We start from the raw sequence: 25479 nt of genomic DNA on the forward strand, positions 1-25479 counted from the left end.
GCCTCTATTTTGACCGGTGTTTAAATCAGTGAAGAGTTTTTCTATATTTCCTGCATTAAACAAATAAAAGAACTTTATTAAAAATATCTCAAAAAAGAGGATAACTTAATATGTGTAAAATATTTGATTTTATTAAACCAGGGGTAATAACTGGTGATAATGTTCAAAAAATATTTCATATAGCCAAAAAAAATAATTTTGCATTGCCTGCTGTGAACTGTATTGGTACAGACTCTATTAATGCAGTAATGGAGTCAGGGTTAAAAGTACGTGCTCCGGTTATAGTCCAATTCTCCAACGGAGGAGCTGCATTTATTGCTGGAAAAGCTATAAGTAGCAAGTATCCTCAAGATGCAGCTATCTGTGGTGCTATTTCTGGTGCACATCACGTTCACCAAATGGCTAAGTACTACGATATTCCAGTGATGCTGCACACTGACCATTGCTCTAGAGCACTACTGCCATGGCTAGATGGACTATTAGATGCCGGTGAAAACTATTTTACAGCCACCGGGAAGTCATTATTTTCTTCTCACATGATTGACTTGTCAGCTGAGCCTCTAGAAGAGAATATTGAGATATGTTCGAAATATCTAAAACGTATGTCTAAAATAGGAATGACACTAGAAATTGAGCTGGGCTGCACTGGTGGGGAAGAAGATGGATTAGATAACAGTAATATAGATAGCGCTGCATTGTATACTCACCCAAAAGATGTTGACTATGCCTATACCAAACTAATCGAGATAAGCCCATGTTTTACTATAGCTGCTTCTTTTGGTAATGTACACGGAGTTTATAAGCCAGGCAACATACAACTAGCTCCAAAAATTCTGTATAATTCTCAATGCTATGTTTCCAAAAAACATAATTTACCAAAAAACAACTTAAACTTCGTGTTTCACGGGGGTTCTGGCTCTACTACCGCAGAAATCAAAGAAGCTATCAGCTACGGCGTAGTCAAAATAAATATTGATACCGATACTCAATGGGCAACTTGGACTGGTATTATGAGCTACTACAAAAAATATGAAGTCTATCTCCAGAAACAGTTAGGCAACCCTAACGGCATGGATATACCTAACAAGAAATACTATGAACCGCGTGTTTGGCTGCGTGCCGCTCAAAATAGTATGATCACCCGTTTAGAGCAGGCATTCGAGGAATTAAACTGCAAAAACGTTCTCTGATTCTTGTCTAAATATTACTAAAGATTCTTAAGATTATAATGCTTAGTAAAATATATTTGGTATTAGAGAGAATAATAAGGCTGGATTGACTAATAAGGATCATTAAGAACAAGTTATGATTGTGACCTTCAAGAATCAGCACATAAATTATGCAGATCTATAATCTATTCTATATTGCATCAGCAATATAGAACACAACTGTTAATGGTTAATCTATATACTAAATGTCTAATTTAGATAACATAATATATTTCCATCAAATAGAATAATGATATTTATCATCATCCATAGGTGTGTAATTTACATATATAGATATATAGGAAAATATTCTTTGTATATTTCAATAAACCTATCAACAGTATAATGCATTCTCACAAACAGCGCTATGATAAATTAATGAATCATGCATTAAAAATCAAACAACTAATTTATATATTTTTAAAAAACAAATATACATTTACTACACTGAGATTATCTAGAGTTTATATTGAATCATTCAGAGAATACAATTCTATCTAATAACTGTGATGTATTATTTGTTCTTTATTAACCACGCATCTTAATATTAAACTTTTACAAAGTTTCGTTAGACATCCTAAGATTTCAAATAATACAAATAATAAAAATTATGATATACTTATAAAATACGATTAATTTAATATCAATCAATACAATTAACTAATGAATATATATTTACCAAGTAAAAGGCGGTATCATAAGGGGGATAGCTATCGTTAATGATTAGTTACTCTCTTCTTGTGACTGGTCCAGCCTATGGTACACAGGCTGCTAGCAGCGCATATCAATTTGCAGAGGCCCTCATTGCTAATAAACATCGTTTACTGAATGTATTTTTCTATAGAGAAGGAGTAAGCAACGCTAATAATCTGACCTCACCAGCAAATAATGAATTAGATCTAGTACGTGCATGGCATATTCTAGCGGAAGAAAATAACGTAGTTCTTAATGTATGTGTCGCTGCTGCTTTACGTCGCGGCGTTGTTTCACTAAGTTTAGCTAATGAACTTGGTCTATACACTTTTAATTTACAGAATGGCTTTATATTGAGCGGTCTAGGATCATTGGCCGAAGCAGCTCTTAAGAGCGATCGCTTAATGCAGTTTTAAGATAGATGTAAATATGAAACGTTTAGCATTTGTTTTTATTCAACCTCCACATACAACAAGCGCAGGGAGAGAAGGGTTAGATGCGCTACTAGCAGCATCTGCCTACAGCAAAGACATTCAAGTATTTTTTCTTGGTGACGGTGTTTTACAGCTAATGCCTGATCAAAAACCGAATGAAATTCTCTGCCATAATTACGTGGTAACCTTTGCCGTAATGTCTATATACGATATCATAGATGTCTATATGTGTTTAGAATCCCTGGATGAAAGAGGTTTAAATAATTTTCAGAACTGGATTGTTAAAGTAAATCTAGTCAGTGCAGAACAGATAAGAAAAAATATTGAACAATGCGATATTGTACTAACGTTCTAGTATCAGGAGTTTTATATGTTACATACGGTGACCAAGTCTCCAAATGCAGCAGATCTGAAAACTCTTTATGCCATCGCAAGCAATAATGACGCTATCTTGTTACTACAAGACGGTGTGTTATGCGGATTAATAAATACCGAGGCTCTTACTAATCTAATGTATACTTCTACTTTTCTATTTGCAATAAAAGTTGATGTGCTTGCTAGAGGTTTGAGTAATAGAATTTCTCCTAATATTGTACTGCTAAATTATAATGAATTTGTTGCACTAAGTGTCCTACATAAGCAACAGTTATCTTGGTAAAGACACTATTTTATATATTTCTTGATACCTATTTTGAGCAGCCATGAAATTTTTTTCCTAATTTTTATCCATATCTTTATCGGATATTTTCACACTTGTTATAAAGTTAGAAACACAACAAATACTAGGGAACTATTAATGACCACAATTAACCAGCTAGTACGTAAACCACGATCAGTGAAGGTTGCTAAAAGCAATGTGCCTGCTCTGCAGGCCTGCCCTCAAAAACGTGGAGTATGCACTCGCGTATATACCACTACTCCTAAAAAACCAAATTCAGCACTCAGGAAAGTTTGTCGTGTGCGCTTAACAAACGGTTTTGAAGTGACCTCCTATATTGGCGGTGAGGGTCATAACCTTCAAGAACACAGCGTCATACTAATTCGTGGCGGGCGTGTAAAAGATTTACCTGGTGTTCGTTACCACACTATTCGTGGTGCTCTTGACTGCTCAGGCGTGAAAGACCGTAAGAAATCACGATCTAAATATGGTGTGAAGAAGCCAAAAGCTTAATAGTTCTCTGTTAAGTAAGGCCAAACTTTTTAAATTTTTAATGTCAAGCTCAAATTATAGAGTTTTGGAAAACCCTGAATTAACAACGGAGATTTATATGCCACGTCGTAGAGTCATTGGACAGCGTAAAATTTTGCCTGATCCTAAGTTCGGATCAGAATTATTGGCTAAATTTATTAATATCCTGATGGTAGATGGTAAAAAATCAACTGCAGAAGCTATTGTATACACAGCTCTTAAAACCCTATCTGATAGGTCTGGGAAAAGCGAACTTGGATCTTTTGAAGTAGCCCTAGAAAACGTTCGCCCAGCAGTTGAGGTTAAATCTCGTCGTGTTGGAGGCTCTACTTATCAGGTACCAGTAGAAGTCCGACCGGTGCGTCGCAATGCCTTGGCAATGCGTTGGATCGTTGAAGGTGCTCGTAAAAGAGGTGATAAATCTATGGCTATTAGATTATCTAAAGAACTTTATGATGCTGCAGAAAATAAAGGTACTGCAGTTAAAAAACGTGAAGATGTTCACCGAATGGCTGAAGCCAACAAGGCGTTTGCGCACTATCGTTGGTAATATACATACATGTATATTAATAAAGAAATCGCTTCAAGCAAGCAACCTCGTATATTTGATTTAGCTTGAGCATTCTAGTTATAGAGGAATTCAATGGCTCGTACAACACCAATTGCTCGTTATCGTAATATAGGTATTAGCGCACATATTGACGCCGGCAAGACTACTACTACCGAACGTATCCTTTTCTACACTGGTGTCAATCATAAAATAGGTGAAGTTCATGACGGTGCTGCAACTATGGACTGGATGGAGCAAGAACAAGAACGTGGTATTACAATCACATCTGCTGCTACTACTGCATTCTGGTCTGGCATGGCTAAGCAATTTGAGCCACACCGTGTAAACATAATTGATACACCAGGACATGTTGACTTTACAATAGAAGTAGAACGTTCCATGCGCGTTCTTGATGGTGCTGTAATGGTTTACTGCGCCGTTGGTGGTGTTCAACCTCAGTCTGAAACAGTATGGCGTCAGGCAAATAAATACAGAGTTCCACGAATAGCATTTGTGAACAAAATGGACCGCATGGGCGCTAATTTCCTTAAAGTTGTTGGGCAAATAAAAACCCGCTTAGGTGGTAATCCTGTTCCACTGCAGCTGGCCATTGGAGCTGAAGAAAGCTTTGTTGGTGTTATTGATCTAGTGAAGATGAAAGCAATCAAATGGAATGATGCTGATCAAGGAGTGACCTTCGAATACAAAAATATTCCTCTAGATATGATTGATTTAGCTGAAGAATGGCGCCAGAACCTGATAGAAGCAGCAGCAGATGCTTCAGAGGAACTGATGGAAAAATACTTAAATAGTCACGAACTAAGTGAAGAAGAGATTAAACAAGCTCTTCGTCAAAGAGTACTAAAGAACGAAATTATTCTCGTAACCTGCGGATCTGCATTCAAGAACAAAGGTGTGCAAGCAATGCTGGATGCAGTAATTGATTATTTACCATCTCCGATAGAAGTACCTGCTATTAATGGTATTCTAGACGATGGCAAGGATACTCCTTCCGAGCGTAGAGCTAATGATAGTGAGCCTTTTGCCGCTCTGGCCTTTAAAATAGCTAATGACCCATTCGTTGGAAATTTAACTTTTTTTCGGATTTACTCTGGCGTAATTAACTCTGGCGATACCGTACTGAATCCTCTCAGATCTGCACGTGAACGTTTTGGCCGTATTGTGCAAATGCACGCTAATAAACGTGAAGAGATTAAAGAAGTTCGCGCGGGAGATATCGCTGCTGCTATTGGTTTAAAAGACGTGATGACGGGTGACACTTTGTGCCATCCAGATGCGCCAATCATTCTAGAGAGAATGGAATTTCCCGAACCGGTAATTTCAATAGCTGTAGAACCAAAAACCAAAAGTGACCAAGAAAAAATGGGAATTGCTCTGAGTCGCCTTGCTAAAGAAGACCCATCATTCCGTGTATGGACTGATGAAGAATCTAACCAAACAATAATTGCAGGCATGGGTGAACTACACCTCGACATTATTGTCGACCGCATGAAACGAGAATTTAATGTCGAAGCAAACATAGGAAAACCTCAAGTTGCGTACCGTGAAACAATACGTATTAAAGTTACTGATATAGAAGGAAAGCATGCCAAACAGTCTGGTGGTCGTGGTCAATACGGTCATGTAATTATAGATATGTACCCACTAGAACCAGGATTAAACTCAAAAGGTTACGAGTTCATAAACGATATTAAGGGTGGCGTAATTCCCGGAGAATACATTCCTGCAGTTGATAAGGGGATACGGGAACAGCTTAAATGTGGTCCATTAGCTGGATATCCGGTGGTTGATATTGGCGTACGTCTACACTTCGGGTCTTACCATGATGTTGACTCCTCAGAGCTATCTTTTAAGTTAGCTGCTTATATAGCCTTTAAAGATGCCTTTAAAAAAGCTCAACCAATTCTTCTAGAGCCGATCATGAAAGTTGAAGTAGAGACTCCAGAAGAGAATACCGGTGACGTAATAGGTGATCTAAGTCGCCGACGTGGCATTCTTCGTGGTCAAGAATCTAATAGTACTGGAGTTATTATTCACGCTGAAGTTCCATTATCTGAGATGTTCGGGTACGCAACTCAATTACGTTCTCTGACTAAAGGGCGTGCATCTTACTCTATGGAGTTTCTGAAATACGATGATGCCCCTAGAAATGTTGCGCAAGCTGTTATTGAAGCTCGTGGCAAATAAGATACTGGTTTAAAAAATGATCAAGTACTCTCTCAAAGGAAGAACACAAGAGTAAGGAAAAAGCAATGTCTAAAGAAAAATTTGAACGTAAAAAACCTCATCTTAACGTAGGTACTGTTGGTCACGTTGATCACGGTAAGACGACCCTAACAGCTGCAATCACCAGCGTTCTAGCAAAAATGTATGGAGGTTCTGCCCGAGCATTCGATCAGATAGATAATGCACCAGAAGAAAAAGCTAGGGGTATCACGATAAATACTTCTCACGTTGAATATGATACCCAGAATCGTCACTATGCTCACGTTGATTGCCCAGGGCATGCCGACTACGTTAAAAATATGATTACTGGTGCAGCTCAGATGGATGGTGCTATATTAGTTGTTGCTGCAACTGATGGTCCTATGCCTCAGACTCGTGAGCATATCCTTCTAGCTCGTCAAGTTGGTGTGCCATACATAATTGTATTTATGAATAAATGTGATATTGTTGACGATGAAGAATTGCTTGAACTAGTAGAAATGGAAGTTCGTGAACTTCTATCTCAGTATGACTTTCCCGGAGATGATACTCCAATAATTCGCGGTTCTGCCCTAAAAGCACTAGAAGGCGACAAGGAGTGGGAAGATAAGATTACAGAATTAGCACAAACCCTAGATCATTATATCCCAGAACCAGAACGTGCGATCGATAAGCCTTTTTTACTACCAATAGAAGACGTATTCTCTATCTCTGGTCGGGGTACTGTTGTTACCGGGCGAGTAGAACGAGGAATTATTAAGGTAGGTGAAGAGGTTGAAATAGTTGGTATAAAAGATACCGTGAAATCAACTTGTACTGGCGTTGAAATGTTCCGTAAACTGCTAGACGAAGGACGTGCTGGCGAGAACGTAGGTATTTTGTTACGTGGTATCAAGCGCGAAGAAATAGAACGTGGTCAGGTTTTATCTAAGCCAGGATCAATAAAACCACATACTAAATTCGAATCAGAAGTTTATGTTCTTACAAAAGACGAAGGAGGACGTCATACTCCATTTTTTAAAGGATACCGTCCACAATTTTATTTCCGTACTACTGACGTAACTGGCACCATTGAATTACCAGAAGGGGTTGAAATGGTAATGCCAGGCGATAATATACAAATGATCGTCACCCTAATCCACCCTATTGCAATGGATGATGGTCTGCGTTTTGCAATACGTGAAGGAGGCCGTACTGTTGGTGCTGGGATTGTAGCAAGAGTAATAGAATAATATTTAAAATATTTAGTTTTAACTAATAAAAGGGCGCCAAGTCGCCCTTTTATTAGTTAAAATATAAGAGTTTATCGATCTTATATAAATTAAAAAGATGTTCATAAAATTAGAAATTTTTATAAAATCACAGATAATAAGTCTATCAATCCTAGTAAACTAGGAAAAATTATAAATACAGAACTACTTGCATCTTTGTTAATCAATTGTCATATGTCGCACTATATTTGAATTCTTATTAGATGATTGAATATTTGATGCTTCTAGTGATATTATTATATTTACTAAGTTCCTAAAAATAGTGATTAAACTAAAAATTTTAATAACCTAAAAACTCGAAATATTATAAATCTATATAAGATTTATAATATTTAATACTAATAACGTTAGTTATTTAAGAACGCTGTAATTCTCTATTATCATAAGATCTTAATAAGCAGAAGTCACTCAATATTATTATTTACAAACTGCTATGGGATGTCTAATCAATACAGTTTTTTACTTAGTTAATAAAATATTTTTAATAATACTCCATTAATTTTTAAGAAGATGAAGTATATAAGATAGTAATTTTATATAAAATTCGAATATCGTTTAATATTTATCTGATATTTTACCTCTAATATTTTTTGAAGTAATAAATGAATATTGCATAATATAAGCTAATAGCTAACGTCTAATAATTCATTAGAAATGAATTCTCTTTTCTATATATAAATAAATTTGTTCTTTAAAATTACATATATTTTATCAGCTATAAAATATATATGAATTGATGCACAGTACTATTTTATGATTTAATTAGGAAGAAATTGACCAGTAAACTTCTTTATATGGAAAAATTAGATTCCAAGAAGATAATTCCATTACCTAATTTTTTTATTTATATAGTATTAAAATATATTTTAATACTATATAAATAAAAAATAAAATGATGCGCATTTACTTTTCTTCAAAAATTATGAATCTTAATAAGATATTAATTCATTATCCGTCTTTACTATTAAAAGACGAACTGAATATAAAAAAGCATTCGTGACTATTTTAGTGTATCTTCCATACTAGACCGGTAGTCTAGAATAGATCGAGATCAAGTAAAAATAATGGAGTGTTCATGGAGAATGAAAATTTAATTAAACAACTGCAAGAGCGAGGAATACTTGCCCAAGTAACCCATCGGGAAGAGCTCATAAAAAGACTAGCAGAAGGTCCATTAACACTATATTGCGGCTTCGATCCTACGGCTGATAGCTTGCATTTAGGACATTTAGTGCCACTGCTGTGTCTGAAGCGTTTCCAGTTAGAAGGTCATAAACCGATTGCTTTATTAGGCGGAGCCACGGGTCTTATCGGTGATCCATGTTTTAAAGCAAATGAACGCAGATTAAATACTCAGGAGACCGTGTCTGAATGGGTAACAAAAATACGCCGTCAAGTAACACCATTATTAAATTTCGATTGCGATGAGAAAAGCGCTATTGTAGCTAACAACTACGATTGGTTTCAAAATATGAATATTATCACCTTCCTGCGTGATATTGGTAAATATTTCTCTGTGAACCAGATGGTTAAAAAAGAAACTATAAAACAAAGATTAATCCAAGATAAAGCTGGAATCTCTTTCACTGAGTTCTCTTACAACCTACTGCAGGCTTACGACTTTGCTAATTTAAACAAACTATACGGTGTTGAACTACAAATAGGTGGTTCTGATCAGTGGGGAAATATTATTTCAGGTATTGATCTAACCCGTCGTCTGCACCAGAAACAAGTCTGGGGCTTGACGCTTCCATTAATTACCAAAGCAGATGGTACTAAATTTGGTAAAACAGAGCACGGCTCAATCTGGTTAGATTCCAATAAAACTAGTCCATATAGATTCTATCAATTCTGGATGAATACAGCTGATAAGGACGTCTATAAGTTTTTGAAATTTTTTACTTTTATGCATCTAAACGAGATAAACGCACTTGAAGAAAAAGATAAAAACAGCTGCAAAGCTCCAAATGCGCAGCGTATTTTAGCTGATCTTGTAACTCGTATGATTCACGGTACAGAAGGACTTGCTGCTGCAAAACGCATCACTAATAGTCTATTTTATGGTATAATTGGCGAACTGACCAAAGCTGACTTTAATCAGTTGGCACAAGATGGCATTCCTATGATCAAGCTTAAACGCACTGCAGATTTAATAGATGCACTGATTTATGGTGAACTACAAAAGTCTCGCAGACAGGCGCGCAAAACGATCGCTTCTAATGCGATTAGCATCAATGGACATAAACAATCTAATCCTGAATATAGGTTCAATGATACAGATCGTCTGTTTGGGATCTTTACTTTATTGCGTCGTGGTAAAAAGGATTACTGCCTTGTTTGTTGGACATAATATACATATGAAAAGGCATTTAAATACTTATATTATAAAACCTATTTATCGTAATGCAATACTATTTTTTGATAATTTTTATATTATACCTAAATAAAAAATAATGTGCACAGAGAATTTTGTAGTACAAAAAAGCACACAGTTAGAGTATTGTGATCCAAATAAATTAAAAACATCAACTAAATATTATAATATAATGATCATAACTGCGATATCTGCTACTAAAATTAAATATTTCATTGATCATTATATATTAAATACTTGTTTTAGGTTATAATACAGCAGCCAGCTTATTCTGGGAATTATTATTGAAATATCTTATTACAATACACTTGGATTCTAGCAGGCTCAATAATCAAAAGATTTTAGATCATATTTTTAACTAAAATTATATATCTAATTAATGAATAAAATTTCTAAAATCTTAAAGATTAATGCTATGAGGTTACTTATCAATAATTCAAATAAACATTAAAGACCATTAAAGAAAGATAGATCTAAAAATATCGTTAAATAGAATCATCAAATATATTCATTATCACAGCAAACTACCTACTGTAAAGTTATTGTTTCTCTTGCAAAGCAAGCAAAGGCCCTAAGGCTCGACCTCCTAAAAGATGCATATGGATATGATATATTTCCTGCCCTGCATTACTATTGCAATTAATGATCAAGCGGTAACCATCTTGAGCAATGCCTTCTTGTAGAGCTATTTTAGACGCTGAGATGATCATGCGACCTAGTGTAGCTTCGTGTTCTATTGTAACATCATTAATAGTCCGAATTACTTGGTTAGTAATAATTAAAATATGGCTTGGCGCCTGTGGGGATATTTCTCGAAATGCAGTAACCAAATCATCTTGATAGAGTATATCGGCTTGGATTTCATGACTAATTATTTTGCTAAAAATAGTTTCTTCTCTCAAAATAGATATCCTTAACTAATAAACAGAAATAAAAATATTATGCGTTCTTTATAAATACAGTACAACAAATTTATAGAGACAACAATCTAAACCTAATTCTAAAATATTCTTTGTTTTTAGATCGTATTTACTTTTAGACACGCAACTGTATGACGGACACTACCATCTATTAGCGGGATCGTTAAAGCGCATTTAGGCTCTGATATAGGGCAACGAGTACGAAAAATGCAACCTGAAGGTGGATGGAATGGTGAAGGGATTTCTCCTTCTAATACATGTATTTTCTTCCCTTTTTCCATATCAGGATCGGGGATAGGGACTGCAGAGAGTAGAGCTTTAGTATAAGGATGCTGGGGATTATCATAAACTGCTTCATATGTACCAAACTCAATTACATGTCCAAGGTACATTACCATAACCCAGTCGGAAATATGTTTTACCACTGCTAAATCATGAGCGATAAAGATCATAGCAAGACCTGTCTCCTCGCATTGCAACTTTTGCAATAAGTTGACTACTTGCGCTTGAATAGACACATCTAATGCAGCGACAGGTTCATCACATATAATTAATTTGGGATCAAAAAGCAGCGCACGTGCAATAGCAACACGCTGACACTGCCCACCGGATAATTCATTCGGATAACGATTAATGTAGTTAGGTATCAGCCCTACTTTTATCATCATGTTTATTGCGCTATTTTTGACTTCCTTGCGGGACATGCTTGCATGATAAGTACGCAGAGGCTCCGAAATAATTTCACCAATCGTCATACGTGGGTTTAAAGAAGACAGAGGATTTTGAAAAATAATCTGAATATCTTTGCGTACTTTACGCCAGTGTTTGGTGTCGCATTTGAGCAGATCTCTTCCCCGCCATACTACGCTTCCATGGGTAACTTGTGCCAGACCAATAATAGCTCTTGCAAAAGTGGATTTACCGCACCCAGACTCACCGATGATACCTAAAGTTTCACCTGCATACAAACGCAAAGTTATGCCATCAACGGCTTTTAGAATTTTATTGGGGCGACATAATGATGTCTTTTTATCTTTCACCTTAAAATAAACTTTTAAGTTATTTACTTCAAGTAATGCTTGTTTATCTTCGCTGTCTTGGATCATGATAATTCCTCGACTTCCTTGAAACATGCACGCACACGATCTTCTCCAAATTTTTTTAATGAAGGCATCTTCATACACAGCTCAGTAACATAGGAACAGCGGGTATTAAATGGACATCCTTGAGGTAAACAAAGCATATTTGGTGGATCCCCAGGAATCGTCAAAAGGTATTTGTTTTCGCAATTCAAGCGCGGAATAGCATTAAGCAATCCTATCGAATATGGATGGCTTGGTGAATAAAATAAGTCTCGCACATTGCCATACTCCATCATTCTACCTGCATATATAATTAGTATTTTGTCACATATGCCTGCAACTACACCAAGATCATGCGTAATTATAATAATAGATGTATTAAAATCTCTTTTAAGATCATTAAAAAGAGTCATGATTTGCGCTTGAACTGTAACGTCTAGAGCTGTTGTAGGTTCATCAGCAATTAATAACTTAGGTCGACATAACAACGCCATAGCAATCATTACTCTTTGGCCCATGCCACCGGAAAGCTCATGTGGAAACATCATCATACGCTTTCGAGGTTCAGAAATTTTCACTGCATCTAGCATCTGCACAGACTCTTCAAAAGCTTTCTTCTTGCGCATACCCTTATGAAATATTAACACTTCCATTAATTGTTGCCCAACTTGCATATACGGATTTAGCGCGGTTATTGGATTTTGGAAGATCATTGCAATTTCTTGAGCACGCAACTTGTTAAGTTTTTTTTCAGATAAATTAAGAATTTGACGACCTTGTAAAAAAGCAAAACCGCTTATGCTAGCATTTTTTGCTAGCAAACCCATTAGTGCAAAAGCAGTTTGAGATTTGCCTGAACCGGACTCACCTACTATACCTAATGTTTCACCTTCCCGTATTGAAAAACTTAAATCATTTACTGCTGTAATATTCCCGTCTTTAGTAGAAAAAATTACACGAAGATTTTTTACCACAAGCAATAACTCTGCGCTTGTCTCTGTTAGTATCATCGCATAAATCCTTACAGATTTTTAGGGTCTATGGCATCACGTAGCCCATCACCAATAAAGTTAAAACAAAATAGAGTAACCACTAAAAAAGCGGAGGGATATATCAACAGCCATGGAGCAACTTCCATTGCTTTGGCTCCATCACTTAATAGTGCTCCCCAACTGCTCAGCGGTTCTTGAATACCCAAGCCAAGAAAGCTTAGAAAGGACTCGAATAGAATCATACTCGGAACAAGGAGAGACGCATAAACGACTACTACCCCTAGCACATTAGGTATTATATGACGACTGACTATTGTAATAGTCGATAATCCTCCTACAAAAGCAGCTTCGATAAATTCTTTACGTTTTAAACTCAATGTTTGACCACGAACGATACGTGCCATATCTAACCAGGAAACCATACCAATAGCAATAAATATTAAGAGCACATTCTGTCCTAAAAAGGTCACCATAAGAATCACAAAGAACATGAAGGGAAATGAATTTAGTATCTCAAGAATACGCATCATTACAGAATCTGTTTTACCGCCAATATAACCTGCTACTGCACCATATAAAGTACCTACTACAATAGAAACCAAGGCTGCAGCAATACCCACAATCAGAGAGATACGACCACCAATCCCAATACGTACTAATAGATCTCGCCCAGAAGAATCAGTGCCAAAATAATGACCAGAGGTCATATTAGGTGCCTCTGATATCATTTCCCAATCAGTATCATCATAGGAAAACTGAGAGATCATGGGCGCTATAGATACAAAAAGCGCAATCAATATAAGTACAAATAGGCTAGATAGCGCTGCTCGATTGTTTACGAAACGACGGCGTGCATCTTTCCATAAGCTACGCCCCTCTAATTCTAAATCTCTAGTAAAATTTTCTGCTAACTTAATGTATTCTTTATTCTGTAACAAGGGTATTCCCTTAATCAGTATCGTATTTTAGGATCACAAAGAACATAAAGCATATCAATAATTGCATTAAATAATATAGTGAGTACGCCCATTAACATTGTTAAGCTCAGTACCAAGGAGTAATCACGATTGAGAGCACCGTTAACAAATAGCTGACCAATTCCAGGTAAACCATAAATGGTTTCAATCACCATAGACCCAGTGATAATACTAACAAAGGTAGGGCCTAAAAAAGATATAACAGGCAATAATGCAGGCTTTAAAGCATGACTGAAAATAATACGTAATGTAGGTAACCCTTTGGAACGTGCAGTGCGTATAAAATTTGAATGCAACACTTCAATCATAGAACCGCGAGTAATACGAGCAATCCCAGCAATATAGGATAAGAAGAGAGATACTACGGGAAGAATAATAAATTTAAGAGCCCCGTTATTCCATCCACCTCCGGGTAACCATTTTAACTGAATAGAAAAAAGTAATACTAGTAAGGGCGCTAGAATAAAACTAGGTATTACAACACCAATCATTGCAAAACCCATTACTAAGTAATCCCATGTACTATTCTGCTTTAACGCAGCTAATACTCCTGCTATAACACCAAATATCACTGCTAACATAAATGCCGTAAATCCTAATTTAGCAGATACTGGGAAAGAAGCACTCACTAAATCATTCACTGAATAATCTTTGTATTTGAATGAAGGGCCAAAATCACCATGACATAATTGCACGAGATATTGTGTGTATTGTTTCCATATTGGATCATGTAAATGATATTTTGCCTCAATATTTGCAAGTACTTCCGGTGGTAATGTTCGTTCACCACTAAAAGGACTACCAGGTGCTAATCGCATCATAAAAAAAGATATTGTTATAAGAATAAAAAGTGTCGGTATGGTTTCAACTAAACGACTAAAGATAAATTTTAACATTATTATTATACAACTTCATTTCACTACAGTGTTTAGGATATTCTCAGCTGATCTTCTTGCTATGCGAGTTATTTTTTGAGTCATTTATAGCATTATTTTATGATTTAATTTTTTATATCAATCTAAAGATTAAAAATCAGCGGTAATACGTTTAATTGTAACAAATAGGACTACAAGTTTCACGACTCATAGTGAATAAAAGCTCTGGGATAGATATGAAAATATATGCGTTATAAATTCTGTTGTAGCTATTATAGCTAGTAAATGATTTGGATATGCCTGTTCATTGTATACTATTCGTACTTGTATAGAAGATCAAGAAAATCACACAAGATTGTTGGATCTTATTTGGTCTATGGAAATATACTAGATGCCGCAAATATGTTGTTGCAGATATAAAACCAGAATTAATCTTATCCTATATTAGTAAGAAATAGATTCTCTTAGTATATATAATATATTGTATCTCTCTTTTTATAGATATAATACAAAATCAGCAGAAATATACATTTATAAATAAGATGTATATGCTATTATTTATTTTACCATCATATGATTTGATCAATAATTATTTATGAATATGTCTTCATAGACCTAACCTTTATCAGGTTCTAGTAAATAAAATCATCGTACTTATATATTTCTAGTTTATAAACGTATTCCATTTAAGTATGCTATAAACTCAATTTTTTTACTAATCCCGATTTCCATACAAATAAGATGATACATATCGATGCTTAATTAGGAATTATAGTAAACTATTATCCACTAACTTGTTACTTTGTATTAATTTTATTAAAAAAATAAAACCATATTACTCTGTTGACTAGAGTAATAGTATAAGTAATTTATGCTTTATAATGAGCTAAATTTATATATGCTTCTAACATCTTAACTTATCATGAAAAATAGTAAACTAAATAAAACGTGCTTAGCATTTAGATATTTGACTAAAAGTAATATAGCAAAATTAAATAGCTACAGATCCTTTTATTTCTGGATGAGGATGGTAACTTTTAATCTCAAAATCTTCAAAACGATAGTTAAAAATAGATTCTGGTTTACGTGTAATTAATAATTTAGGTAAACAACGAGGTTTACGGCTTAACTGAAGTTTTGTTTGTGCTATATGATTTGTATATATGTGGGTATCACCGCCGGTCCAAATAAAATCACCAACTTTAACATCTAGCTGCTGTGATATCATATGTAATAAAAGAGCGTAAGAAGCAATATTGAAGGGTAATCCTAGAAATACATCGCAAGAACGCTGATACAGATGGCAAGATAGCTTACCATCAGCCAGATAGAATTGGAATAATGTGTGACAAGGAACAAGAGACATTTTATCTAATTGACCCACGTTCCACGCAGAAACAATGATGCGACGTGAATCTGGATTATATTTTAGCTGTTCCATAACCAAGCTAATTTGATCAATCTGGCAGTTATGGGAAGTGTCCCAGGCGCGCCACTGTTTACCATAAATAGGTCCGAGATCACCATTATGATCGGCCCATGCATTCCAGATGTTTACATTATGTTTACGCAAATAAGAAATATTAGTATCTCCGCTCAAAAACCATAATAATTCATGAATGATAGAAGAGAAATGACAACGCTTAGTAGTTACTAAGGGAAAACCTTCTTGCAGATGGAAGCGCATCTGATAACCAAAAATAGAGAGAGTCCCAGTTTTTGTCCGATCAGTTTTTTTTGTCCCTTCAGTTAGGACTATTTTCATTAAATCAAGATACTGTTTCATCGCACCTCAAGAGGTTAATAATTCTACAGTGGAAATATAGTTTTTCTCTTATGCAATTTTATAGTTTATTGAATATTTTAAGATCTTCTAAATCTATAAGCCCATATTATCACGACAATACCAGCAATAATCATTGGTATGCAGAGTATTTGTCCCATACTCATTGTGCCATTAAACAGTCCGATCTGAGCATCTGGCTCACGGAATAACTCTACTATAGTACGTAAAGATCCGTAACCAATCAGAAAGAGGCCAGAAACAGAACCTACTACTGGACGTCTCTTGCAAATAAATAAGTTTAATATTATAAACAGCAATACGCCTTCTAACAGCATTTCATAAAGCTGCGAAGGATGACGTGGTAATACACCATAATGGTTTATGATTTCTTTCCACTTTAAGTTATTAGCAGCTAATATAATATCTTCGTTTCGTGATTTTGGAAATAACATTGCCCATTTAGTATCAGTGGTAACGCGTCCCCATAACTCACCGTTAATAAAATTACCTAAACGTCCTAATCCTAAACCAAATGGTATCAACGGAGCAATGAAGTCAGAAACCTGAAAGAAATTACGTTGTGTTTTACGCGCAAATACTAACATCACTAGAATCACTCCAATTAAACCGCCATGGAATGACATTCCTCCTTCCCATACCTTTAAAAGATAAAGTGGATCTTCAAGGAATAGGTGAAAATTATAAAAAATAACATAGCCTACACGACCACCTAGAAAAACCCCGAGGAATCCTGCGTATAAGATTTTTTCAACTTCATGTGTATTCCAACCGCTTTCAGGTTTTTCAGCACGTCGCAAAGCCAACTTAAGAGCGAAAATAAATCCCAATAAATACATCACTCCATACCAATGTAAAGAGATCGGTCCTAAGGAAAAAATAACTGGGTTAAAATCAGGAAAATATAGATAGCTAGTCATGTAGAACCACACTATTAAAAAACTGGTATATCCTATAACACATCATATTATTAAATAATGTTTTTATAATTTGATTAAAAAAATTATTTTTATATTTTATATAGATAGCTCATTCCTAAATTGGGCTATTTTCTGAAATAACAATATATTTGCTGCTGTTTAAACGTCATGTTATATATACATGAAATCAAAATAACTCAGATAAAATTATTAATCATAATTAAACATTATATGAGCATTTGTTTCAAGAAGTACATATATTTTGCAATCTATTAAGAGTAATTTGCATTAAAAGAAAAATATGTTAATCAGAATTTAATAAAAAATAATAGTATTTGCTGTAGAAGCATTAGTCGATAACTTTAATCTTTAACTTATTAAAATGTAACATATTGCTAAAAACATTCTTAGGTTAAATAGTCAATAATATAAGAATTTAATGATATTTATACTTAGTAATAATTTATTAAGATTTGATAATATCTTTATGCCGTAGCAATTCTAAGATTTTTGCGACTAAATCTATTAATAATTCTTGACCATTTAAATGAATTTCAGGCTCTTCTGGCATTTCATAAATTGAGCTTATTCCAGTAAAGTATTTAATTTCACCTAAACGAGCTTTTTTGTATATCCCTTTGGGATCTCGTTGTTCACATACTGCCAAAGGTGTATCTACAAACACTTCAATAAAACGTCCTTCTGGTATAATGTGACGCACAAGTTGCCTTTCATGACGGTAAGGAGAAATTAACGCAGTCAGAACTAAAAGTCCAGCATCTTGCATTATTTTAACCATTTGGCTTATGCGGCGAATATTTTTAATACGATCTGCATCACTAAACCCCAAATCACATGATATTCCGTGTCTTATATTATCTCCATCGATTAAATACGTACTGACACCGATGCGGTATAGCTCCTGCTCTAAAGCTCCAGCTATTGATGACTTTCCTGAGCCGGAAAGTCCCGTAAACCAAATAACTGCTCCTTTGTGACCATGCAATTTCTCACGATCACTGCACCCTATTGAATGAGAATGCCAAGCAATATTGTTATTAGCAAAATCAATTTTTGTAGTTTTTTGAAAAATATCCATAGCAGTTATTCAATAGTCCTTCTTAAAATTATTTACCATCTAATAAATCATGAACACCCCAGTGCGGGAAATTACGACGTACCAAAGCATTGAGTTCAATTTCAAGAGTGCTATAATAAATAACTTCTTTCTCCTGTTGATTATGTGCCTCTCGGATTAACCCAGCTCCAACTGTTGCATTAGTTAAGCGATCTATAAAGATTAAACTACCTGTATCGTGATTGTGAAGATAGCTATCAAGCGCTATCGGCTCATCAAAAATTATCTCAACTGAGCCAATGCCGTTAATATTAAGTGAATCGGTTTTATACTGTGTTAAATTATTAATATCAATTTGATAGTTGATTGTTTTAATATAAACCCTAGTTTTTTTAGCACATATTTTAATATCAAAACTTTGCCCTTTATATAATGGCTGTTCTGACATCCATACTACATCTACCTGAGCGCATCGTGAAACAGGAATAGATGAATCCAGGGAAACTATAATATCGCCACGGCTGATATCGATTTCGTTCTCTAAAACTAAGGTTATTGCCTCTCCGGGAATAACCTTAAGCAAATCTCCGTCCAAAGTCACAATACGAGCAACGCGCGAAGACAAGCCAGAAGGCAATACTTTCACATCCTGCCCAACTCTAAGAACACCAGATGATAACGTGCCTGCATATCCACGAAAATCTAGATTAGGACGATTCACATATTGCACAGGAAAGCGCAGTGACTGCTTGTTGAAGTTCTGCACAATATCTACAGTTTCTAGAATGTCCAATAAAGTAGGACCGTCATACCAGTCCATCAATTTACTGCGTGATGCAATATTATCTCCATCAAGAGCCGAAAGAGGCACAAAGTTGATATTTAAATCCAGCGATAACTTTTTAGCAAAAATCAGATAATACTGCTTTATTTGCTCAAATACATCTTGTTGATAATCACACAAATCCATTTTATTAACGGCTACTACTAAATAACGAATTCCAAGTAGTGTTGCAATAAAGGTATGACGACGAGTTTGCTCTAGAACCCCTTTGCGCGCATCTATGAGCACAATAGCTAAGTCACAGTTGGAAGCCCCTGTGGCCATATTACGGGTATATTGTTCATGACCAGGGGTGTCAGCTATAATAAATTTACGTTTTTCAGTAGAAAAATAACGATATGCTACGTCAATGGTAATACCCTGTTCACGTTCAGCTTGTAAGCCATCTACTAGTAAAGCAAGATCTAATTTTTCACTCTGGGTGCCAATAGATTTACTATCATGATGCAATCTTATAAGATGATCTTCATAAATTTGTCGTGTATCATACAATAAACGGCCAATTAAAGTACTTTTTCCATCATCTACGCTACCGCAGGTTAGGAAACGCAATAAACTTTTATTTTGCTGCAATTTTAGATAAGCTTCTACGCCGCCCTGGGCAGCAATCTGATTAGCAATTAAATTATTGATAACCCGGATCATAATGTAGCTCCTCTGCCAATCTTTAAAAGTAACCGTGGCGTTTTTTAAACTCCATAGACCCAGACTGGTCGATATCGATCATCCTACCCTCACGCTCGCTAGTTGTTGAAGTCAACATTTCCTCAATAATTTCTGGTAGTGTTTGTGCCCAGGATTCTACTGCACCGGTAAGAGGCCAGCAACCTAAGGTACGAAAACGAACCATTCGTTCTTTAACTACTTCACCAGGCTGAAGATCGATGCGATCATCATCTACCATTATCATCATCCCATCACGCTCAATAATAGGACGTTTTTTAGCAAGATAGAGAGGCACAATATCTATGTTTTCTAGATATATATATTGCCAAATATCAAGTTCAGTCCAGTTTGACAGCGGGAATACACGAATGCTTTCCCCTTTATTTATTTGTCCGTTATAGTTATGCCACAGCTCCGCTCGCTGATTTTTAGGATCCCAACGATGTTGACAGTCACGAAATGAGTATATACGCTCTTTAGCGCGAGATTTCTCTTCATCACGGCGCGCTCCCCCAAATGCTGCATCAAAACCGTATTGGTTTAATACTTGTTTTAGTCCTTCAGTTTTCATGATATCCGTATACTTAGCACTTCCGTGAACAAATGGGTTCATGCCCATGCGTACTCCTTCAGGATTATTATATACTAGAAGATTATAATCATAAATTGTAGCTGTATGGTCACGAAATTTGTACATCTCTTTGAATTTCCATCCAGTATCAACATGCAATAAAGGGAAAGGTAATGTTCCAGGATAAAATGCCTTACGAGCTAAATGCAACATAACAGAAGAATCTTTACCAATGGAGTACAACATGACTGGTTTAGAAAACTCAGCAGCCACTTCGCGAATAATATAAATGCTTTCTGCTTCGAGATTTTGTAAATGCGTTAGTCTTTGCGTATTCATATAAAATCCTTAAGCTAGAAATTCAACGGAAATACACACATATACCTCGGCTTATTCTTTCAATACATGCATCCTTAGAGGATGTGGTCCCGCTCGATCAACTTCTATGGTACTGATTAATTTAGGTGGACTAAAGCAGATATAACTTTAAATAATAATATAAATTTTATCATAACTCATTGAGTTAAACAAAATAAAATCAATTAAGGGTCTAAAGTGATAGACATAACTAATAACAAGCCTAAAGGCTATGCAATGTCTTTCTAAATCATGTTATAGAGCTATATAATATAGGGTTAATCATATCTTGTGTGGAGTTAAGCGCGGCATAATCTAAAATATAGATCTACTTAGAATATTAACTGCTCCAGCATAAACACGATACAACTTAAATAAATTACGATCATTCGATCATGGATGAGCTAAGAAGAGGATGCCAGAATTATAACTAATTACCTCTCATTAATCTAATTGATATAATTAATAATTTGAGTTTTAGTGTTGATTCAGCTCAGTATAATAATAAGAATATTTAACATGATTTTTAGAATAAAAACACGCTAGTGTGTGACAAACGAGACACTCTAATACAAGATAATTTATAGAATTTAAAATAATGAAATTAAGACTATAATCTCTAGGTTGATAAAAATATAGTTGAATTTATTTCTGAGATAAAGTACAAATAAACAATAATATATAATGCATATTTCTTTAATATTTCATCAATTTATTAAGAAACTAAGTAATCTTAATACGAAATTTTAAGAAATATTTCTTTTCATAAATCATGAGTAAAGCTGTATTACTCACAGTACTAGGAATCATCATAATAACTATATATGCAATACTTTTTGATAACCCTAACATCTTAATAACTTAAAATTTCTGAAAGATATCTATATTTTCTAAAAATAATTTTTAATTTTAGTAGACTGAGAGCGCGCATAATATAACAGTATTTTCAAGAAAACATATAACTTTTCTTAAATAAATATTATTAAGGTCTATGAACTATTTTCTAAATATTACTGCTCTCAGTGATCATTTAATGTGTGATAATATGTGTATAACTTATGGATTTTCTTGCTATCATTTACTACCTGAATCGTTCTTGCAAGATTTAGAAAGGTACGTATAGATCTTAGAGAATATTATGATTATATTGGATTCATTATGAGAAGATGTTTATTCAACTTATAATATTTCTATATTTTCTTATGTTGAAAGTTATTTTTATGATTACATTATCTTGCTATTACATAAAAATAATATAGCCATTTTGTGTTATAGGTTATAAATTGATCAATTTAAATACATGCAGATCAGCAATATACTTTACTTGTTGAGGATGAGATTCTTAAGTAATTATAACTCTTAAAAATTATTTCATCAGAATACTAATTCTAGTAGAATTGATAATTAATACTTAAAAAAGTATAATATTTATTAAGCATATGAAGCCTTTACCTATATTAACTAGATTCTTACACTGTTGATGTTGTAATTATATAAAATATAATTAATAACTTAGATTTAACTATAGCAAGATAAATCCATTGACTATTATCGCTCTTAATAAAAAGCTGGGGATCCAGCTCTTTATTAAGAGCGATAATAGTCAATGGAATAATAAAAGCATATAATTTTTGAAAAAACTTAACAACTGGATTTATTTATTTTTAATAGTACTATATAAATTATATTATTTATTATAGGCTTAGTAGGCCGGCCCAAGAACCAAAAATTCCTATCATGAAAAAACCTATAATAATCCACAGTGCATTGACTTGCTTACCCAATAGCCACATACAACCGAAAGTTAAAAATAACGGTATTAGACCAGGCATCAACTGATCTAAAATAGTCTGGATAGTTGTGACTGTAGTATGACCTACTTGATCAGTAATTCGGGAAACGACAAGCGGAATATTTACATGTGTCCACTTGTTAACCAAGGCTCCCATAACAAATAGACCCAAGATAGATGCTCCTTCTGTTAATTTAGGTAAGACGCCTCCACCCATATCACTGACAATATCAAGACCTTTTTTGTAACCGTAAGATATACCATAATAACAAAACAGAAGACGCACCATATTGAACAATATAAAGAATAGTAATGGACCAAGCAAACTGCCAGTCATGGCAATACCTGCGCCTAAAGCAGCGAATACTGGGCGTAAAGTACCCCAAAATATTGGATCACCAACACCAGCTAATGGACCCATAAGACCAACTTTAATTCCATTAATAGCGCCATCATCAATTGAAGCACCATTCGCCCTCTGTTCTTCCATTGCGGCAGTTACACCAAGAATAGGGGTCGCAACATATGGGTGTGTATTAAAAAACTCTAAGTGGCGTTTTATTGCCTGCTTACGCTCATCTGTGTTTTCTGGATATAGACGACGTATAACTGGTATCATAGAAAAACAGAAACCCAATCCTTGCATACGCTCGAAGTTCCATGAACCCTGCAATAGGTTAGATCGCAAAAATACCTTGCTTAGATCACCTGAGGTAAGTTTTTTTTCAGTTTTTTTATTTGCAAATAATACTGTTTTATCAACCATTTCTATCACCTTTACTTAGTCTAATTCATTATCAAGATCGTTATTAATTTCAGGAATTTTGACAACTTTAGATGTATTGTATTTAGGGCTAAGCTGGATATACAGAATTGCCATAATCATACCTATAATACCCAATGCAAGCAAATTAAAATTAGTAAAAGCCGCGGTAACAAAACCTAAATAAAAGAAAGGCATGAGGTATCCAGCGCGCATCATATTAATGACCATAGCATAACCAACAACGACGATCATGCCACCGGCAATAGCTAGACCAGAGGTCACAATATCGGGTATAGCATTAAGGATATTGTGGACGGCATTAGTGCCTACGGAAATAGCAACCACAACTGCTGGAATTGAAATGCGCATAGCTTGAAGGATTAAAGCTGAAAAGTGTAGTAAGTTTATTGTTCGTAGATCGCCACGCTCGGCAGCACTGTCTGCACAGTGTTGAAATCCGACAGTACAAGTACGAACAATAATTGTCAGAACTTGTCCGGCGGCTGCCAATGGAATAGCAAGTGCTATCCCCGCGCCAACACTTTGTCCACCAGCTATTACTAAAATCGTGGAAATAATAGAGGCTAGAGCTGCATCGGGTGCTACTGCAGCACCAATATTCATCCAGCCCAGAGCAATCATTTCTAAAGTGCCTCCAATAATAACCCCAGTTTTCATGTCGCCTAGAATAATACCTATCAAAGTACAAGCAACAAGGGGACGATGGCACTGGGCTTCATCAAGGATAGAGCCCATTCCTGCAATACAAGCAACAATAAATATCAGTACAATCTGAAGGTTGGTAATCTCCATTGCACTTCTCCTCTAATCAGAGAGCTGAGTTCAAAAAACGAATCTAAAATTCCGATTCAACTTTTATTAATTTTCTTAATTAAATCTATCATCTTTAGAGGGCTTTCATTGGGTACTTTTCTGATTTCCAATTCAATACCATATGAATCTAGTTTTTTGAATGCTATAATATCTTTTTCATCCACCGAAACTGCGGTAGTTATTTGAATCTTCCCATGTCTGAAGGCCATGCCACCGATGTTTATTGAAGTAATTCGTATACCACTTTCAACTAAACGAACTACATCTGTTGGATTAGTAAAAAGTAGCATAACACGATCATGCACGTAATCAGGATTACTATAAACACGGATCATTTTTTCAATATTGACAATATGGGCTGTAATACCAGGGGGGGCTACTTGCTTAAGTAACGTAGAACGTGTATTGTCTGCAGAAACTTCATTGCTTACCACGATAATCCGACTTACTCTTGCTTCTTTCGTCCAACACGTAGCAACCTGTCCGTGGATAAGACGATCATCTATACGTGCTAAGCATATTTGCATGTTATCTTTGGTTTTTGTTAAATTTTTTAGTGATTTAGAGACGGGGATTTTTGTATGTGGTTCGGGAACTTGAGCTTTTGGTGCATAAAGTATGCGAATACCTTCACGACCTGTTTTTAATGCCAATACAACCAACTCATCGAATGAAAGATCATCATCTCGAGCCATAAATATTTCAACCAGCATTGGAATGTTAACACCAGTTATTACTTGATGATTATCTTTGTTTATAACAATGCTGCTAGCTGCGTTAAAAGGACTACCACCCCATGTATCCACTAAGAAAATAACACCTTTACTGGATTTCAGATGTCTTAGTCTTTCTGTATACTTTTCAATTAATGTTTCAGCATTTTCACCGGGAACGAAATCAATAAAGGCAACATTGCTTTGTTTACCTATTAACATTTCTGCAGTTTTGAGCAATTGCTCTGCAGCTGCTCCGTGAGTGCCAATAATAATAGCAACACTACTCACTCGCTACCTCCTATCTACTTTCTGTCATTCTTTAAGATCTAGTAGAATTCAC

22 protein-coding genes are annotated in these 25479 nt (G+C 35.1%); 9 read left to right on the plus strand and 13 right to left on the minus strand.

Annotated elements, in window-relative coordinates:
- The first annotated feature begins 110 nt into the window (after window positions 1-110).
- The 9 genes from fbaA (at window position 111) to tyrS (ending at window position 9921) form a co-directional block, all read left to right on the plus strand.
- A complete protein-coding gene (fbaA, locus tag KTT71_RS02020) occupies window positions 111-1190 on the plus strand; it encodes a class II fructose-bisphosphate aldolase (RefSeq protein WP_216782203.1) in 1080 nt (359 codons plus the stop codon).
- Between the two features lie 737 nt (window positions 1191-1927).
- Window positions 1928-2317: a sulfurtransferase complex subunit TusD gene (gene tusD / locus KTT71_RS02025; protein ID WP_216782204.1), complete on the plus strand. Its 390-nt coding sequence runs from the start codon at window positions 1928-1930 to the stop codon at window positions 2315-2317.
- A gap of 13 nt (window positions 2318-2330) precedes the next feature.
- The gene (gene tusC, locus KTT71_RS02030) at window positions 2331-2690 is read left to right on the plus strand and encodes a sulfurtransferase complex subunit TusC (protein WP_216782205.1); all 360 of its coding nucleotides are present in this window, start codon (window positions 2331-2333) and stop codon (window positions 2688-2690) included.
- Window positions 2691-2705: 15 nt separating this feature from the next.
- The gene (gene tusB / locus KTT71_RS02035) at window positions 2706-2993 is read left to right on the plus strand and encodes a sulfurtransferase complex subunit TusB (protein ID WP_216782206.1); all 288 of its coding nucleotides are present in this window, start codon (window positions 2706-2708) and stop codon (window positions 2991-2993) included.
- A gap of 138 nt (window positions 2994-3131) precedes the next feature.
- Window positions 3132-3506 carry a 30S ribosomal protein S12 gene (gene rpsL, locus KTT71_RS02040; protein ID WP_216782207.1) on the plus strand — a complete coding sequence of 125 codons (375 nt, stop codon included), beginning with the start codon at window positions 3132-3134 and terminating at the stop codon, window positions 3504-3506.
- A gap of 97 nt (window positions 3507-3603) precedes the next feature.
- Window positions 3604-4074: a 30S ribosomal protein S7 gene (rpsG, locus tag KTT71_RS02045; RefSeq protein WP_216782208.1), complete on the plus strand. Its 471-nt coding sequence runs from the start codon at window positions 3604-3606 to the stop codon at window positions 4072-4074.
- Between the two features lie 93 nt (window positions 4075-4167).
- Window positions 4168-6282 (plus strand): elongation factor G, encoded by a 2115-nt coding sequence (fusA, locus tag KTT71_RS02050; protein WP_216782209.1) that lies wholly within the window; start codon window positions 4168-4170, stop codon window positions 6280-6282.
- 65 nt (window positions 6283-6347) lie between these two features.
- Window positions 6348-7532 (plus strand): elongation factor Tu, encoded by a 1185-nt coding sequence (gene tuf / locus KTT71_RS02055; protein WP_216782210.1) that lies wholly within the window; start codon window positions 6348-6350, stop codon window positions 7530-7532.
- Between the two features lie 1114 nt (window positions 7533-8646).
- A complete protein-coding gene (gene tyrS, locus KTT71_RS02060; protein ID WP_216782211.1) occupies window positions 8647-9921 on the plus strand; it encodes a tyrosine--tRNA ligase in 1275 nt (424 codons plus the stop codon).
- 563 nt (window positions 9922-10484) lie between these two features.
- Here the strand turns inward: tyrS and KTT71_RS02065 are convergent.
- From KTT71_RS02065 to manX, 13 genes are all read right to left on the minus strand, one after another.
- Window positions 10485-10847, minus strand: coding sequence for an HIT domain-containing protein (locus KTT71_RS02065; RefSeq protein ID WP_216782212.1), 363 nt, complete (start codon window positions 10845-10847; stop codon window positions 10485-10487).
- A 116-nt stretch (window positions 10848-10963) separates the two neighbouring features.
- Entirely contained in the window at window positions 10964-11971 is a 1008-nt protein-coding gene (gene oppF / locus KTT71_RS02070; RefSeq protein WP_216782213.1) for a murein tripeptide/oligopeptide ABC transporter ATP binding protein OppF, read from the minus strand.
- Complete coding sequence (gene oppD, locus KTT71_RS02075; RefSeq protein WP_216782214.1) at window positions 11968-12957, minus strand: oligopeptide ABC transporter ATP-binding protein OppD; 990 nt, start codon at window positions 12955-12957, stop codon at window positions 11968-11970. Before oppD ends, oppF begins: the two co-directional genes overlap by 4 nt.
- Before the next feature lie 11 nt (window positions 12958-12968).
- Window positions 12969-13877 (minus strand): oligopeptide ABC transporter permease OppC, encoded by a 909-nt coding sequence (gene oppC, locus KTT71_RS02080; protein WP_216782215.1) that lies wholly within the window; start codon window positions 13875-13877, stop codon window positions 12969-12971.
- Window positions 13878-13891: 14 nt separating this feature from the next.
- The gene (gene oppB / locus KTT71_RS02085; protein WP_216782216.1) at window positions 13892-14812 is read right to left on the minus strand and encodes an oligopeptide ABC transporter permease OppB; all 921 of its coding nucleotides are present in this window, start codon (window positions 14810-14812) and stop codon (window positions 13892-13894) included.
- Window positions 14813-15782: 970 nt separating this feature from the next.
- Window positions 15783-16577: a thymidylate synthase gene (gene thyA, locus KTT71_RS02090; protein ID WP_216782217.1), complete on the minus strand. Its 795-nt coding sequence runs from the start codon at window positions 16575-16577 to the stop codon at window positions 15783-15785.
- A gap of 77 nt (window positions 16578-16654) precedes the next feature.
- Window positions 16655-17515: a prolipoprotein diacylglyceryl transferase gene (gene lgt / locus KTT71_RS02095; protein WP_216782218.1), complete on the minus strand. Its 861-nt coding sequence runs from the start codon at window positions 17513-17515 to the stop codon at window positions 16655-16657.
- A 466-nt stretch (window positions 17516-17981) separates the two neighbouring features.
- Window positions 17982-18614: an adenylyl-sulfate kinase gene (gene cysC / locus KTT71_RS02100; RefSeq protein ID WP_420885569.1), complete on the minus strand. Its 633-nt coding sequence runs from the start codon at window positions 18612-18614 to the stop codon at window positions 17982-17984.
- A 28-nt stretch (window positions 18615-18642) separates the two neighbouring features.
- Window positions 18643-20082: a sulfate adenylyltransferase subunit CysN gene (cysN, locus tag KTT71_RS02105; RefSeq protein WP_216782219.1), complete on the minus strand. Its 1440-nt coding sequence runs from the start codon at window positions 20080-20082 to the stop codon at window positions 18643-18645.
- Window positions 20083-20104: 22 nt separating this feature from the next.
- The gene (cysD, locus tag KTT71_RS02110) at window positions 20105-21013 is read right to left on the minus strand and encodes a sulfate adenylyltransferase subunit CysD (protein ID WP_216782220.1); all 909 of its coding nucleotides are present in this window, start codon (window positions 21011-21013) and stop codon (window positions 20105-20107) included.
- A gap of 1712 nt (window positions 21014-22725) precedes the next feature.
- Complete coding sequence (locus tag KTT71_RS02115) at window positions 22726-23589, minus strand: PTS mannose transporter subunit IID (RefSeq protein WP_216782221.1); 864 nt, start codon at window positions 23587-23589, stop codon at window positions 22726-22728.
- Between the two features lie 15 nt (window positions 23590-23604).
- Window positions 23605-24402: a PTS mannose/fructose/sorbose transporter subunit IIC gene (locus KTT71_RS02120; protein WP_216782222.1), complete on the minus strand. Its 798-nt coding sequence runs from the start codon at window positions 24400-24402 to the stop codon at window positions 23605-23607.
- A 56-nt stretch (window positions 24403-24458) separates the two neighbouring features.
- On the minus strand, window positions 24459-25427 hold the full coding sequence (gene manX, locus KTT71_RS02125; protein ID WP_216782223.1) for a PTS mannose transporter subunit IIAB: 969 nt from the start codon (window positions 25425-25427) through the stop codon (window positions 24459-24461).
- Window positions 25428-25479: the final 52 nt, after the last annotated feature.

The organism is Candidatus Profftia tarda, assembly GCF_904848675.1.
GTDB classification, from domain to species: Bacteria; Pseudomonadota; Gammaproteobacteria; order Enterobacterales; family Enterobacteriaceae; genus Profftia; species Profftia tarda.